At 67.2% G+C, this 15,358-nt stretch carries 13 protein-coding genes; 6 read left to right on the top strand and 7 right to left on the bottom strand.

Going from position 1 to position 15,358, the window contains the following annotated elements:
- The 3 genes from Q0982_RS22765 to Q0982_RS22755 all read right to left on the bottom strand — a co-directional run.
- A partial coding sequence (locus Q0982_RS22765; protein ID WP_299400106.1) for a hypothetical protein occupies positions 1-1,523 on the bottom strand: 1,523 nt, incomplete at its 3' end.
- Between the two features lie 49 nt (positions 1,524-1,572).
- Positions 1,573-2,229: a 2OG-Fe(II) oxygenase gene (locus tag Q0982_RS22760; protein WP_299400104.1), complete on the bottom strand. Its 657-nt coding sequence runs from the start codon at positions 2,227-2,229 to the stop codon at positions 1,573-1,575.
- A gap of 130 nt (positions 2,230-2,359) precedes the next feature.
- Positions 2,360-3,409, bottom strand: coding sequence for a mitochondrial fission ELM1 family protein (locus tag Q0982_RS22755; protein ID WP_299400102.1), 1,050 nt, complete (start codon positions 3,407-3,409; stop codon positions 2,360-2,362).
- 327 nt (positions 3,410-3,736) lie between these two features.
- Between Q0982_RS22755 and Q0982_RS22750 the strand changes: the two genes are divergently transcribed.
- Positions 3,737-4,234: an Lrp/AsnC family transcriptional regulator gene (locus Q0982_RS22750; protein WP_299400100.1), complete on the top strand. Its 498-nt coding sequence runs from the start codon at positions 3,737-3,739 to the stop codon at positions 4,232-4,234.
- Positions 4,235-4,283: 49 nt separating this feature from the next.
- The gene (locus Q0982_RS22745) at positions 4,284-4,832 is read left to right on the top strand and encodes a GNAT family N-acetyltransferase (RefSeq protein ID WP_299400098.1); all 549 of its coding nucleotides are present in this window, start codon (positions 4,284-4,286) and stop codon (positions 4,830-4,832) included.
- A 25-nt stretch (positions 4,833-4,857) separates the two neighbouring features.
- Here Q0982_RS22745 and greA read toward each other — a convergent pair whose 3' ends face one another.
- From greA to carA, 4 genes are all read right to left on the bottom strand, one after another.
- On the bottom strand, positions 4,858-5,334 hold the full coding sequence (gene greA, locus Q0982_RS22740; RefSeq protein WP_299400096.1) for a transcription elongation factor GreA: 477 nt from the start codon (positions 5,332-5,334) through the stop codon (positions 4,858-4,860).
- A 79-nt stretch (positions 5,335-5,413) separates the two neighbouring features.
- Positions 5,414-8,686: a carbamoyl-phosphate synthase large subunit gene (gene carB, locus Q0982_RS22735; protein ID WP_299400094.1), complete on the bottom strand. Its 3,273-nt coding sequence runs from the start codon at positions 8,684-8,686 to the stop codon at positions 5,414-5,416.
- A gap of 26 nt (positions 8,687-8,712) precedes the next feature.
- Positions 8,713-9,090, bottom strand: coding sequence for an endonuclease domain-containing protein (locus tag Q0982_RS22730; RefSeq protein WP_299400092.1), 378 nt, complete (start codon positions 9,088-9,090; stop codon positions 8,713-8,715).
- A gap of 108 nt (positions 9,091-9,198) precedes the next feature.
- A complete protein-coding gene (carA, locus tag Q0982_RS22725; RefSeq protein WP_299400090.1) occupies positions 9,199-10,440 on the bottom strand; it encodes a glutamine-hydrolyzing carbamoyl-phosphate synthase small subunit in 1,242 nt (413 codons plus the stop codon).
- A 195-nt stretch (positions 10,441-10,635) separates the two neighbouring features.
- Between carA and Q0982_RS22720 the strand changes: the two genes are divergently transcribed.
- The 4 genes from Q0982_RS22720 to Q0982_RS22705 form a co-directional block, all read left to right on the top strand.
- Complete coding sequence (locus tag Q0982_RS22720; protein ID WP_299400088.1) at positions 10,636-11,091, top strand: GatB/YqeY domain-containing protein; 456 nt, start codon at positions 10,636-10,638, stop codon at positions 11,089-11,091.
- Entirely contained in the window at positions 11,088-11,582 is a 495-nt protein-coding gene (locus Q0982_RS22715; protein ID WP_322097095.1) for an N-acetyltransferase, read from the top strand. The genes Q0982_RS22720 and Q0982_RS22715 overlap by 4 nt, the downstream gene beginning before the upstream one ends.
- A 240-nt stretch (positions 11,583-11,822) precedes the next feature.
- Positions 11,823-13,760: a DNA primase gene (gene dnaG, locus Q0982_RS22710; protein WP_299400086.1), complete on the top strand. Its 1,938-nt coding sequence runs from the start codon at positions 11,823-11,825 to the stop codon at positions 13,758-13,760.
- Positions 13,761-13,860: 100 nt separating this feature from the next.
- Positions 13,861-15,358 (top strand): RNA polymerase sigma factor region1.1 domain-containing protein (locus Q0982_RS22705; RefSeq protein ID WP_299400083.1); only part of this gene is annotated, 1,498 nt, incomplete at its 3' end.

Below are 15,358 nucleotides of genomic sequence, written 5' to 3'. Positions count from 1 at the left end.
GTGTTGAAGACATGGGCGCCGAAGGAGGTCTCGGCGATGTGGCCGGAGGCCTTGTCTTCGTAGCGGAAGAGGCCGTGCAGCCAGCCGTCGGCCTCGCCACCCTCGGCGAAGTCGTAGACCAGTTCCATGTGGCCCCAATCGAGGTCCTGGCCATCCAGCAGGTCGGCGACGTCGATCATGGTGGCGTGGCCGCGCGGCAGCTTGCCGAGGCGCTTCGTGGCGATCTCCCGCCCCTCCGGGTCGTAGGCCAGCAGCGCCAGCGGCAGGTTCTCCTGGCAGGTCGACATCGGTGTCGGCAGGGCGATGGAGCGGAAGCGATCCCTGGGCAGGATCGGTGCCGGCAGGATGAAACCCTTGCCCAGCAGGTTCGCCAGCTCCGGAATGCGCGGGTCGGGCTTCAGGTCGACGCGCTCCACGTTGGCATGGGCGATGCGGCTGCGCGGTGGCGTCATGGCGCCGTTGGCGACGACTTCGTAGCGCGGCCTGACGAAATGCTTGCCGGCCTGCACCTCGATCTGCTGCGGCCAGCGCGCTTCGGGCAGCAGCGCGGCCGTGTCGATGGCGCGGGTGCCGAAGGGCGGGATTTCTTCATTGAGCCAGGCGACGGTGTCGTCGCCCATGAGGTTGAGGCCGACGCTGCCGGCGGGCACCGGCGCCGGGTGGCTGTTCTGCACCCAGAGCAGCACCTGCTCGCCGTCCTTGGGGGCCGGCAGGCCGCCGTAGAGATCGGCGGGCCAGGAGTTGGCGTCGTGGGTGCAGGACAGCACAGCGTCGCTGTCGCCGTAGGTGTCGAGGGCGTACTTCACGATGTCATGCCCGGCGATGCCGCAGACATGGAGGAAGAGGCTGCCGGTGAAGGCCTCCAGCCCGAAGCGCGCGCGCACCTCCTGCGAGTCGATGACGATGCTGGCGTTGGCGCCGGGCAGCGGGTCCTGCCACTCGGCCAGGGTCTCGCCGGCCTCGTCCATCAGCAGGCACCAGGCGCTGGGCGCCTTGGCGCCGTAGGCCGACCAGTAGTTCGCCGTGGCGAGGCGCGTGTGATGGCCGCCGCCTTCGCGGAAGAACACCAGGTTGGTGGCGAAGTTCAGGCCGTCGAGATAGCTGCGGGTGTTGGTCAGCATCTCCGCCGGCAGGCGCAGGGCATCCAGGCTCACCACCTCCGCGCCCTCCGGCAGCAGGTGGCGGATGTGGGCGATCAGGCGCTCGGCATCGAAGGCGGTGACCAGCACCTTGGCCGCCGGGCTGCCCGGCAGGTCGGTGACCGGCTGCGCCTGGCGGCCGAGGATGTCGCTGCCGATCTCCTCCAGGTCCTGGACGTAGACCGCCTGGATGTCGAGGCCGGCAAGATCGTAGATCTCGGCGAAGGCCCTGGCGAAACCCAGCGGGTCGTAGACCGCCAGCGGCACGCCCTGAAGCTCGCTCAGCAGGGCGCGGGCCTTGCGCGCCGCCAGGGGATGGCCGATCGCCTTGAAGAAGGCGTTGCCGCCTTTGGCGTTGCTGAAGGTTTCGATGTTGAGCGCCATGGCTGTGAGGCTACTTTCTTCGCGGAATATCTTAAAGAGGCTGGCGGACTTAAGCGCCGAAACGCAGCACCCGCTTGGTCCAGGCCGAAAAGGCGTGGCGGCCGAGTTCGCGCTTCAGCACGCTCTCGTCCGTCAGCCAGTTCAGCTGGATGGAGCGGCGCTGGCCGACGAAGGGCTTGTGGCCGTGGTAGGCGTTCTCCGAACAGCGGAAGCAGACCAGGGTGCCGGCCTGGGGCGGCACCTCGGCGGCATAGTCTTCCAGATCGTCGGCGCTGTTCAGCATGCGCAGGCGGCCGCCGTCAGCTTCCCAGGCGCTGTTCAGATAGATCAGCGCGGTCACCAGCTTGGTCTTGGAATCCGCATGGATCTGGCCGTCCTTGGCGCGCGACTGGCCGCGCAGGGTGACCATGGTGGGCCGTCCGCTGAGGTCCATCGCGAACTTCTCCGCAAAGGCCGTCGTCACGGCGGGGCCCTGAAGCTCGGCCAAGAGGGCGCTGAACCGCGCCCCGCAATTCAGGCTCTGGGCGGGAAAGCTGCCGCCCTTGGTGATCTCCGGGAAGTCCTGCTCGATGGCCGGAAGCGCCTCGGGCTTAAGGAACGCCGGGACGATCAGAAAGTCGAAGGGCTCGCGGCGCAGCGGCGTGGCTGCGAAACGCTCCAGATCGAGCGGCGATGTGTCCCTCGGTTGGGCGGCGGGGCTGGCCACGTTGCAATTCCGTGAAGGCGGCTGTTGGCCTTACTTATAGGCAGCGGCGGGAAAGATCAATTGAGGCAGGTCAAAGGTCGCCGAAATCCCGCTGGGGCACGGCGATCAGTCGGCGGCGCCGGCGCCGCCGTCAGGCGCTTTGGGCCTCCACGCGGTTGTGGCGGTCGATCAGGCGCTGACGGATCTCGGCGGCGATGCGCTGGGTTTCCGCCAGGGGCTCGTAGTCCCAGCGCTCCAGGGTGCCCTCGAAGGGGCGTGTGATGCCGGCGGCCCGCAGCGAGCCGTGAAAGCGCCCGAACTTGGCTGAGCCGCCTTCGAGCTGCACCACCTGGACGGGTTTGCCGGTGCTGGCCGCCTCGGAAACCATGTTCACCGAGTCGCCGGTCACCACGATGTGGTCGGCCAGGCCCAGGATGCCGAAATAGGGGTTCTCGCCTTCGCCGTCCCAGATGTCGGCGGGCAGGCCCGCCAGACCCTTGCGCAGGATCGCTTCGTTCCTGGAGCCGGTGCGCCGCGAGGGGGTGATCATCAGCCCGCAGCCTTGCTCCCGCGCCAGGCGGGCGAGCTGCTCGGTGAGCCGGGTCATGACCGCCGAGGTCATGCGGAAGACCCTGTTGTCGCCGCCGATCAGCACGCCGATGCGCGGGCGCGGCAGGGCGGCGTAGCGCGCCGCAAAGGCGGCGGCGGCGTCTTCAAGCCGCTGCGGCGTTACCCGGCCGAGGGCGCCGCGGGTCGACAGCACGTTGGGGGCGTTCAGCAGATCGTGGTCCGGGGTCACCACCAGATCGACGCAGGCCGGATCGATCACCGGGTTCTGCACCTGCACGGTGAAACTGCGGCCGCCGGAAATCGCGCGCATGTCGCGGCTCAGCGGCACGGTCTGGCGGCCGCTGGCGATCCAGAGGTCGGGCCAGGGCGGGGCCAGGCGGTCGCCCTTCGGACCCAGGGTCGCCAGGGGATCGCGGATCATGCCGGGCGCCATCCAGCGCCAGGGCTTGGTCACCTGAATGCGCTTCACCACGGGGGGCAGGCCGATGGCCTCGGCGAGGCCCAGGCACTGGATTTCCATGCCCGCCTTGCCGTCGGTCACCACCCAGCAGGTCAGGCCGTCGAGGGCGGCGGAGGCTCCGGTGCGTGTTTCCCTGGCGTTCCGGGATTCGGGATCGTCTGGTCGGGCCATTTCGGCGCGACTATGGGCGGGAGACCGTTGCGGTGCAAGCGGTTCCGCCGCGGGATTCCGCGTGAAAGCGCCTTGCCGCGCCGCCGGAGGGCGCAGCGGTCTGCGCGGAAAACCAGCGCGCCCGCGGCTTTCCGTTTCGCCCTGGCTTTGCGGCACCTTTGCAGCACTGGCCCAAGGTTTTGCACAACCCATTGGGGTTGCGCGGCTTCCGGGCCTCGGTAATATTGTTGCGCGCGACGTCTGCAGGGGGGCGCGATCTTTTAAGGAGACCGGGAACGGGGGCCGCCGGGGCGGCCTCGCGGGCCGGAAGCGAAGGGTGAGAGTTCTATGCGTCGGGTCAAGTTGGACCGAATCGATCTCCAGATACTGCAGGACCTGCAGGAGGACGGCCGCATCACCAACGTGGAGCTGGCCCGCCGCGCAGGCATTTCCGCGCCGCCCTGCCTGCGCCGCGTGCGCGCGCTGGAAGAGGCGGGCTTCATCCGCGGCTATCATGCCGAGTTGCAGGCCGAGGCCCTCGGTTTCGAAGTGACCTTCTTTGCGCTGGTCGGCCTGGACAGCCAGTCGGATGCGGTGCTGACCGAGTTCGAGAGCCTGGTCGGCGGCTGGTCGGAGGTGCGCGAATGCCACATGGCCCGCGGTCCGGATGACTTCGTGCTGCGCCTGGTCGCGCGCAACACGGCGCATGAGAACGAACTGACCCAGCGCCTGACCGCGGTGCCCCACGTGGTCACCGTGAAGACCATTCAGGTGATCCGCACCGCCAAGGCTTCGCCGGGGGTGCCCATCGACGTGAACCAGGGCCTGGAGCCGGCGGCGGACTGACGCAGGTCCTCGCGCCTGGGCACCCGGGAGAAGTCGTTGAGGAGAGGCCGTGAGAAGCCAGCTCGACTACAGCCCGGCGGAGGGCGACGGCCTGCGCCTGGTTGAGGTCACCGCCGACAACTACCTGGCGGTCCTGCGCCTGGAGGTCACCGAGGAGCAGCGGCAGTTCGTCGCCAGCAATGCGGTCTCCCTGGTCCAGGGCCACTATCACGACACCGCGTGGTTCCGCGCCGTCTACGAGGGCGATCAGCCGGTCGGCTTCGTGAAGCTGCACGATCCCCGCTGCGAGCCTGCCGAAGCCCAGGGCGATGCTCCGGACTCGGACTTCGATCCGGCCGGCAAGGTGGCGGACGACAGCCTCTTCATCTGGCGACTGATGATCGGCGAGGGGCACCAGGGCCGCGGCCTCGGGCGCCGGGCCGTCGCGGTCCTGGCGGATCTAGCCCGGCGCAACGGCTTCTCGCACCTCTGCCTCAGCTACGTCGAGGGGGAGGGCGGTCCGGGCCCGTTCTACGAGGCCTGCGGTTTCGTGCGCAGCGGCCGCGTCATCGACGGCGAGATCGAAGCCTGCCTCGACCTCAGCATCGACGGTTCGTAAAGCAGCGCGGCAAAAGCGCCGCCGCTCAGACGTATTGGACTTTCAGGATCTCGTAGGCCTTGGAGCCGGCGGGGGTCATCACCTCGACGGAGTCGCCCACTTCCTTGCCGATGAGGGCACGGGCCAGCGGTGCGGTGATGGCCAGGCGGCCGGCCTTCACGTCGGCCTCCATCTCGCCCACGAGCTGATAGGCGGTCTCGGCGTCGGTGTCCTCGTCCACCAGGGTGACGGTGGCGCCGAACTTGACGGTATCGCCGTCCAGGGAGGTTACGTCGATGACCTCGGCCCGGGCGATCTTGTCCTCGAGCTCGGCCACGCGGCCCTCAATAAAGCTCTGGCGCTCGCGCGCGGCGTGGTATTCGGCGTTCTCGGAAAGGTCGCCGTGCTCGCGTGCTTCGGCAATCGCGCGGATGACTTCCGGCCGCGCGGTTGTTTTCAAGTAACGCAGTTCTTCTTCAAGGCTGGAATAGCCTTGCGCCGTCATGGGTACTTTGTCGCTCATGGGAGCAAACCTGATGCTTCCTAATTGCCAAGAGAACAAGTGTGCCTGATTTGGCAGGGCTGTAAAGTCTACAGCACAACTACGAAGACCTAAAATAGGATTGCAGCGGAGCGACTGCAAGATCAGCCGAACGCATGGCCTCAATAGCCTGAACCGCCGCTTTCGCGCCATCTGAGGTAGTGCTATAGGGTATTGAATTGGTTAACGCGGTGCGCCTGAGCTCGAAGGAGTCGGCGATCGCTTTGGCATCTTCGGTGGTATTGAAGACGAGCTGAACCTGGCCCGACTTCATGGCATCGACGATGTGGGGACGGCCCTCCCGCACCTTTTTCACCGCCTCGACCTCAAGTCCTTGTTCGGCAAGGTATTTGGCCGTGCCGCCGGTGGCCATGATGCGGAAGCCGAGCTTGGCGATGGCATGGGCGACCGGGGCGAAGACCGCCTTGTCGCCGTCCTTTACGGAGATGAAGACCGTGCCGCTGTCGGGCAGGGTGACGCCGGCGCCCAGCTGCGCCTTGAGGAAGGCGCGGGCGAAATCGCTGTCCAGGCCCATGACCTCGCCGGTCGAGCGCATCTCCGGGCCCAGCATGACGTCGACGCCGGGGAAGCGCGCGAAGGGGAAGACCGCTTCTTTCACGGCAATATGGCCGTTCCCGCTCTTCTTGAGGTCGAAGTCCTTCAGCTTCTCGCCGGCCATGAGGCGCGCGGCGATCTTGGCGATGGGCAGCCCCGTGGCCTTGGCGACGAAGGGCACCGTGCGGCTGGCCCGGGGATTGACCTCCAGGATGTAGATGTCCTCGTCCTGCACGGCGAACTGCACGTTCATCAGGCCGACGACATTCAGCGCGCGGGCAAGCTGCTTGGTCTGACGCCCGATCTCCTCCACCAGGGCCGGCGCCAGGGTGTGGGGCGGCAGGGAGCAGGCCGAATCGCCGGAGTGGATGCCGGCCTCCTCGATGTGCTCCATAACGCCGGCGATGAAGACCTCTTCGCCGTCGGCCAGCGCGTCCACGTCGACTTCGATGGCGTCGCGCAGGTAGCTGTCGATCAGCACCGGGTTGCGGCCGGAGACCTTCACGGCGGTGGCGATGTAGCGCTCAAGCTGCGCCTGCTCGTGGACGATCTCCATGGCCCGCCCGCCCAGCACGTAGGAGGGTCGGATCAGCACCGGGTAGCCGATGCGCTCGGCCACCGCCAGGGCTTCTTCGCGCGTCGTGGCGGTGCCGTTGGGCGGCTGGCGCAGGCCGAGGTCGCTGAGCAAGGTCTGAAAGCGCCGCCGGTCCTCGGCCAGGTCGATGGCGTCGGCGGCCGTGCCCAGGATCGGAATGCCGGCAGCCTCCAGCGCGTGGGAGAGCTTGAGCGGCGTCTGCCCGCCGAGCTGCACGATGACGCCCTTCAGTGCGCCGCGACTCTGTTCGGTGCGGGCGATGGCGATCACGTCCTCGGCGGTCAGGGGCTCAAAGTAAAGCCGGTCGGAGGTGTCGTAGTCGGTGGACACGGTTTCCGGATTGCAGTTGACCATGATGGTCTCGTAGCCGGCTTCGCTCAGCGCGTAGGCGGCATGGACGCAGCAGTAGTCGAACTCGATGCCCTGGCCGATGCGGTTGGGTCCGCCGCCCAGGATCATCACCTTGTTGCGGTCGCTCGGGTCGGCCTCGCAGGCCGGCGGGCGCTCTCCTTCCGGGCCTTCGTGGCCGTCCTCGTAGGTCGCGTACATATAGGGCGTGACCGAGGGGAACTCCCCGGCGCAGGTGTCGATGCGCTTGTAGACGGGGCTGAGCGAGAGGTTGCGGCGCTGGGCCGCGACGGCGTCTTCCTCGCTGCCCGCCAGTTCGGCCAGGCGGGCATCGGAGAAGCCCATCTTCTTCAGCGCCAGCCAGTCCGCGCGGTTCTGCGGCAGGCCGTTCTGCCGGATGCCTTCTTCGGCGTCGACGATGGCCTTCACCTGGCGCAGGAACCAGGGGTCGTAGTGGGTGGTCTCCAGGATCTCCACCAGGGTCAGGCCGTGGCGGAAGGCCTGGGCGATGGTGAGCAGGCGGTCGGGCCGCGGCGCGCCCAGCGCCGTGCGGATGGCGTCGCGGTCGACATCGCCGTCGCTGTCCAGCGCGCCGGGGATCTCCACTTCGTTGAGGCCGGTAAGGCCGGTCTCCATGGAGCGCAGGGCCTTCTGCAGGGACTCGGCAAAGCAGCGGCCGATGGCCATGGCCTCGCCAACCGACTTCATGGAGGTGGTGAGCAGGGGCTCGGCGCCGGGAAACTTCTCGAAGGTAAAGCGCGGCATCTTGGTGACGACATAGTCGATGGTCGGCTCGAAGGAGGCCGGCGTCACCTTGGTGATGTCGTTGTCCAGTTCGTCCAGCGTGTAGCCGACCGCCAGCTTGGCAGCGATCTTGGCGATGGGGAAGCCGGTCGCCTTGGACGCCAGCGCCGAGGAGCGCGAGACGCGCGGGTTCATCTCGATGATCACCAGCTCGCCGTCCTCGGGGTTGACCGCGAACTGCACGTTGGAGCCGCCGGTGTCGACGCCGATCTCCCGCAGCACCGCGATCGAGGCGTCGCGCAGGATCTGATACTCCTTGTCGGTCAGGGTCAGCGCCGGCGCCACGGTGACGGAATCGCCGGTGTGCACGCCCATGGGGTCGACGTTTTCGATGGAGCAGATGATGATGCAGTTGTCCGCGCAGTCGCGGACCACCTCCATCTCGTATTCCTTCCAGCCCAGCACGGACTGTTCGATCAGCACCTCGCTGGTGGGTGAGGCGCGCAGGCCGCCGCGCACGATCTCCTCGAAGTCGTCCGGGTTGTAGGCGATGCCGCCGCCGGTGCCGCCGAGGGTGAAGGAGGGGCGGATGATCGCCGGCAGGCCGATGTCCTCCAGCGCCGTCATGGCGTCTTCGTAGCTGTTCACCAGGCGCGAGCGCGGCGACTTCAGGCCGATCTTGTCCATCGCCTCGCGGAAGCGCTGGCGGTCCTCCGCCTTGTCGATGACGTCGCCCTTGGCGCCGATCATCTCGACGCCGAACTTGGCCAGCGTGCCGTCGCGCTCCAGCGCCAGGCCGGTGTTGAGGGCCGTCTGCCCGCCCATGGTGGGCAGCAGGGCGTCGGGGCGTTCGCGCTCGATCACCTTGGCGACCATTTCCGGCGTGATCGGCTCCACGTAGGTGGCGTCGGCCAGGTCCGGGTCGGTCATGATGGTGGCGGGGTTGGAGTTCACCAGGATCACCCGGTAGCCCTCCTCCTTCAGCGCCTTGCAGGCCTGCGCCCCGGAGTAGTCGAACTCGCAGGCCTGGCCGATGACGATCGGCCCGGCCCCGATGATCAGGATGGACTGGATATCACTGCGCTTGGGCACCACGCACTCCGTCGAGAGACGTTTGCTTAAGTCCCCCTCCCCCCTGGCGGGGGAGGGTTGGGGAGGGGGGGAGCCCCTGACGAGGCAGCGGCCCGGATGGACTCGGTGACACCTTCAATGTTTGACAGGACATCGTTGTTCCAGAAGCGCACAACGCGGAACCCCTGGCTCTCCAGCCATGCGGTGCGCCTGTCATCCGCCGGTCTGTGATCAGCGTGCTGGCCGCCATCGACTTCAACGATGAGGCGTTCGCTGTAGCAGGCGAAGTCGACAATGTAGCGTCCCAACGGGACCTGTCTACGAAACCGCAGACCGTCCAACTGCCGGCGCCGCAAGACCGACCAAAGCTTTTGTTCCGCTTCGGTCGTGTCGCTTCGAAGCTGTCGTGCTGTCCGCGATGCCATGCGCCGATCCTATGCCGAAGGGGCCGGGCATTCACCCCCCTCCCAACCCTCCCCCGCAAGGGGGGAGGGCTTAAGGGGGCGGCCCCGATGATCAGGATGGACTGGATATCACTGCGCTTGGGCATGCTTGGTCTTGGCGGCTTTCTCTGACTCGATCAGATCGACGAAGCGCTGGAAGAGGTAGTGGCTGTCCTGCGGGCCGGGGGAGGCTTCCGGGTGGTACTGCACGGAGAAGATCGGCCGCCCGGCGACCCTGAGCCCCTCGTTGGAGCGGTCGAAGAGGGAGACGTGGCTCTCCTCCACGCCGGCGGGCAGGCTTTCGGCCAGCACGCGGAAGCCGTGGTTCTGGCTGGTGATCTCCACCCGCCCGGTCTCCAGGTCCTTCACCGGGTGGTTGGCGCCGCGGTGGCCGAGATGCATCTTCTCGGTCTTCGCCCCCAGCGCCAGCGCCAGGATCTGATGGCCCAGGCAGATGCCGAAGATCGGCAGGCCGGTTTCCATCAGCGCCTGGATGGTGGGCACGGCGTAAACGCCGGTCGCCGCCGGATCGCCGGGCCCGTTGGAGAGAAAAATCCCATCGGGCTCATGGTTCAGGATGTCTTCCGCCGTCGCATCGGCCGGCACCACGGTGACATCGCAGCCGAGGCTCGCCAGACAGCGCAGGATGTTGCGCTTGGCGCCGAAATCGACGGCGACAACCTTGTGGCGCGGTTCGGCCAGGCTGCCGTAGCCCTCGCCGATGGCCCAGCGCGTCTCCGACCAGCGGTAGGTCTGCCGGCAGCTCACCTCGGCGGCCAGGTCCATGCCCTCCAGGCCCGCCCAGGCCGCCGCTTCGCCGCGCAGCGCCGAGAGGTCCGGTGCTTGGGCGCCTTCGCCGTAGTGGACGATGCAGCCCTTGGGGGCGCCGATGTCGCGGATGCGCGCCGTAACCGCCCGCGTGTCGACCCCGGCGAGGCCCGCCAGGTTGTGGGATTTCAGCCAGGCGTCCAGGTGCTGGGCGGCGCGCCAGTTGGAAGGGTCGGTGATCTCCGCACGCAGCACCAGCCCGCGCACCGCCGGCGTGGTGGTCTCGATGTCTTCGGGGTTGGCGCCGACGTTGCCGATGTGGGGAAAGGTGAAGGTGATGATCTGTCCGGCGTAGGAGGGATCGGTGGCGATCTCCTGATAGCCGGTCATCGAGGTGTTGAAGCAGACCTCGCCCACCGCATGGCCGCTGGCCCCCAGGCCGCGGCCGCGGAACATCGTGCCGTCGGCCAGGATGAGAGCAGCTTCGCCCAGCAAGAGATCGGGCGCAGGAAGCGGCGGCCCGTCCTTGGCGGACGGGTTGGAAGCGGTCGGAGCGTCGTTCATGAAGCGGATCCTAGAACGCAGGCGATCAGATGTTTAACGGCAACGGGCCGCGAGGAAAAGCCCCCCTGGAGGATGCCTCAGGAAAAAGTCCATAATTTATATATTTCAATTAGTTAGGCTGTCATAAGGTGTTTTGCCAAATCGGGGTAATTGGGCTAACCTCCCGCGCCTTGCGAGGGAAAGGGAAGACCATCCATGTTGCGCACCCGTCTGAACGACGCTTTGAAGGACGCGATGAAGGCCAAGGAGGCCGAGGCTACCTCGACTCTGCGGCTGATCCTTGCGGCCTTGAAGGACCGTGACATTGCCGAGCGCGGCAAGGGCAACGGCGAGGGTGTGGGCGACGAGGCGATCCTGGAAATGCTCCAGAAGATGGTGCGCCAGCGCCACGATTCCATCGAGATGTACACCAAGGGCGGGCGCGACGACCTCGCCAAGCGCGAGGCCGAGGAGATCGAGGTCATCGAGCGCTTTCTGCCCAAGCAGATGGACGAGATGGACATGCGCGCGGCCATCGAGGGCGTGATTTCAGAGCTCTCCGCCGCCAGCGTCAAGGACATGGGCCGGGTCATGAGCACCCTGAAGGAGCGCTATCCCGGGCGCATGGACTTCGGCAAGGCCAGCGGCATCGTCAAGGAAGCCCTCGTCTGACCCCTGGTCCGACCCCAGAGGCGGCAACAGCCGTCTTCCGCAAGGCCCGCGATGCCGACGCACCGGCCTGCGCCGCAATCTACCGCGATGCCCGCCGCGCCGCCTTCCACTGGGAGGACCGGGACTACGGCCTGGAGGAGTTTGCCGGCTCCACCTACGGCGAGGCGCTCTGGGTGGCCGAGGCCGTCGGCCCGGACACGGGCCCGGATGGAATTACCGACGGCAGCGCCGGGATCCTTGGCTTTGCCTCGGTCTGGCGGGCCCCCGGCTACTGGTTTCTGCACAACCTCTTCGTCGCGCCGGCCTGGCAGGGCCGGGGCATCGGCTCGGCGCTGCTGCGCGAGGTGCTGGCGGCCATCGGCCGGCCGGTGGAGTTGAAGACCGACACCCCGAACACGGGCGCGCGCCGCCTCTACGAGCGCTTCGGCTTCCAGGTGGTCGAGGAGGACACCGCGGCGCCGACCCCCTGGTTCAAGATGCGCCTGGACTAAGGCATCACAGACGCACTGATTGATTCTATCCCCAGTCTTCACCTTGAAACTCACAGGATTTCCACCGCCTTCTTGCCAATCGATCCAGACTGTCGTGATCGAGAGTGTGTTTCACGCCTGTCCGGCGACTCCGATCTGCTGATAGTCTGTGCAGCCGGCGGCCTGGGCGGAGGAGCGCGTGAGCCATGGGTGGCCGCCGGAAAACCCTGACCCGACATCGATGTGAGTTGCCTGCACCGAATGGCTTTTCCACCGGATTTCCTCGACGAACTGCGCAACCGCACCACCCTGTCGGAGGTGATCGGGCGGCGGGTGAAGCTGGTGAAGCGGGGCCGCGAGCACAGCGGGCTCTGCCCCTTTCACAACGAGAAGACGCCCTCCTTCACGGTCAGCGACGAGAAGGGCTTCTACCACTGCTTCGGTTGCGGGGCGCACGGCAGCGCCTTCGACTTCGTCATGAACACCGAGGGTCTGAGCTTTCCGGAAACCGTGGAGCGGCTGGCGGGCCTCGCCGGCATGGCGGTGCCCCAGCAGGACCCGCAGGACCGCGCCCGGGCGGAAAAGCGCGCCGGCCTGCTGGATGTGCTGGAGGCGGCGGCGGTCTGGTTTCAGGAGCAGCTTGCCGGCAGTGCCGGGGCGGAGGCGCGTGACTACCTGGCCGGGCGCGGCCTGGCGCCCCAAACGGTGGCGGCCTTCCGCCTGGGCTTCGCCCCGCGGGAGCGCGGCGCCCTGGCCCGGGCGCTCCGGGCGCGCGGGATCGCGGTGGAGCAGCTCATCGAAGCCGGATTGGTGAAGCGCGACGAGGGGGCCCCCGCCACCGAAGAAGCGCTGCGGGATTACTTCTTCCACCGCGTCATCTTCCCCATCACCGACCGCCGCGGGCGGGTGATCGCCTTCGGCGGCCGGGCCCTCGGGGACTCCAAGGCCAAGTACCTGAACTCCCCGGAAACGCCGCTGTTCCACAAGGGCCGGGAGCTCTACAACCTGGCCCGCGCCCGCAAGGCCGCGCACGACAGCGGCGAGGTGCTGGTGGCGGAGGGCTATATGGACGTCATCGCCCTGGCCGAGGGCGGCTTTCCGGCGGCGGTGGCGCCTCTGGGCACCGCCATCACCGAAGACCAGATCGCCGCCCTCTGGCGTCTGGCGCCGGAGCCGACGCTCTGCTTCGACGGCGATGCGGCGGGCCAGCGCGCCGCCTTCCGCGCCGCCGAGCGCGCCATGCCGCTGTTGAAACCGGGCAAAAGCCTGCGCTTTGCCCTGCTGCCGGCGGGGGAAGACCCGGACAGCCTGCTGCGCAACCGCGGCGCGCCGGCCCTGCGCGCGGTGCTGGACGCCGCCCTGCCGCTGGCCGATCTGGTGTGGCGCAAGGCGGTCGAGGGCCGGCCCGCCGACACGCCGGAGCGCCGGGCGGCCATTCGCGCCGCGCTGCGCGACCAGGTGGGGACGATTCGCGATCCTGAACTGCGCGAGGACTACCGTGCGGAAATGGACCGCCGCTACGGAGCGGTCTTCAATCCGGGCGCCGGGCGCCAGGGGCGCGGTGGAGGACGATTTTCCCAGGATTTCCGCGGCGGACGCGCCGGAAAGGCCCGGTTCGGCGCCGGCGCTGGCCGCGGCTGGCCGCTGGATCCCTATCCGCCGGCCCGGCGCCGTTCGGCCAGCGAGGTGCCGGCCCCCAACCGCACGGAAGAACTGCTCCTTGCCGCGCTGATCAATCACAACAAATTATTAACCGAGTTCGTTGAGGATCTGGCAGGTCTGGACTTCGCTGACCGCGATCTCGATGGCTTGCGGCAGGCGCTGATCGACTGTATCGCCGGCAATACGGACCTTGACAGTGAAGGTGTGAAATGCCACCTCTCAGAACAGGGGTTTTCGGGGCTTTTGGCCACGCTTTTGGCCCCGGAGCGTTATGTGCATGGCAGGTTTGCCCGACCCGACGCCTCGGAAGAGGTGGCGCGGCAATCTGTTATGCACATTTTGGGGGTTATGCGTGAGCGCCAGCTCGGTCCTCTGGTTGTCGAGGAGGCCAATGCGCTTGCGAAGGATATGGCGGAGGAACAGCTGAAACGCATGCAGGCTGCTCAGAAAATCCGCGACCAAGAAGAGGGCCGCAAAGTGGACCTGGATCGTTTCGAGGCCCTGTCCGAACGATCCGTGCATAAGGCGGACTCTTGAACCAAGACGACTGAAACAAGACCACCTCCGGCTGGCGGGATCTGGGCCCCCGCGCAGGCCGCCGGACACTGTGGTCAAGGCATCTGAGGTAGTGGGCTGAATGGCGACGAAGGCGAACGAGAACGCGGAAGCGACGGAATCGCGCGAAGAATCCTCCGACGGACCCCTGATGGACTCCATGTCCGCGGCGGTCAAGAAGATGATCGCGAAGGCAAAAGAGCGTGGCTACGTCACCTACGACGAGCTGAACGCGGTGCTGCCGCCGGACCAGATGTCCTCCGAGCAGATCGAGGACACCATGTCCCTGCTTTCCGAGATGGGCATTACCGTCATCGAGAGCGAGGAGCAGGAAGAAGCGGCCGCCGATGACGATTCCAAGGAAGGCACCGCCACCGCCACTGGCAACCTGAACGACGACGACATCGGCCGCACCGACGATCCGGTGCGCATGTACCTGCGCGAGATGGGCTCGGTCGAACTGCTGTCGCGCGAGGGCGAAATCGCCATCGCCAAGCGTATCGAGGCCGGCCGCGAAAAGATGATCGGCGGCATCTGCGAAAGCCCGCTGACGATCCGCGCGCTGCTGGTTTGGCGCGAAGCGCTGATCGAAGGGCGCATCCTGCTGCGCGACATCATCGACCTCGACGCGACCTACGGCGGCGGGCCGACCGAAGACGCCATGAACCAGGCGGTCGCAGAGATCGCCGAGATGGAAGACGAGCCCGAAGCCAAGCCCCAGGAAAAGTCCGAGGAGAAGTCCGAGGACAAGGACGCCAAGGACGAGAAGGCGGCCAAGGGCAAGAAGGTCGGCAAGAACGGCGCCGCGCCCGCCTCCGAGGAGGAGGAGGACGAGGGCGCCGAGGCCAAGGGCGAAGGTGAAGGCGAGGACGAGGAAGACGACGAGGAGGAGGAGAACTCCATCTCCCTCGCCGCCATGGAAGCCGCGCTGCTGCCCCAGGTGCTCGACACCCTCGACGACATCGCCAAGACCTGGAAGAAGATCACCAAGGTCCAGGAGCGCCGCCTGACCGCCTTCCAGAAGGGCGAGAAGACCACGCCGCAGACCGAGCGGCGCTACGAGAAGCTGCAGCAGGAACTGGTCGAGCTGATGGAGGGCGTGCACTTCAACAATGCGCGCATCGAACAGCTTGTCGACCATCTCTACGGCCTCAACCGCCGCCTGCTCGGCTTCGAAGGCAAGATGCTGCGCATGGCCGAGCGCTGCGGCGTGAAGCGCCAGGACTTCCTGGACCACTACTTCGGACGCGAACTCGACCCGCGCTGGGTCAGCCGGGTCAAGCGCCTGACCGGCAAGGGCTGGTCCAAGTTCGCCGAGCGCTACGGCGACGACGTCAAGAAGATCCGCAAGGAAGTGGCGGAAGTCGCGGCCGAGAGCGAGCTGCCGATCAACGAGTTCCGCCGCATCGTCAAGACGGTGCAGACCGGTGAAAAGGAGGCCAGCAAGGCCAAGACCGAGATGGTCGAGGCGAACCTGCGCCTGGTGATCTCCATCGCCAAGAAGTACACCAACCGCGGCCTGCAGTTCCTCGACCTCATTCAGGAAGGCAACATCGGCCTGATGAAGGCGGTCGACAAGT

Origin of the sequence: Pelagibius sp., assembly GCF_028281305.1 — a bacterium.
Classification (GTDB): Bacteria; Pseudomonadota; Alphaproteobacteria; order Kiloniellales; family Kiloniellaceae; genus Pelagibius.
Note: the sequence above shows the minus strand (reverse complement) of the source record. Positions and strands in the feature narration are given on the sequence as shown.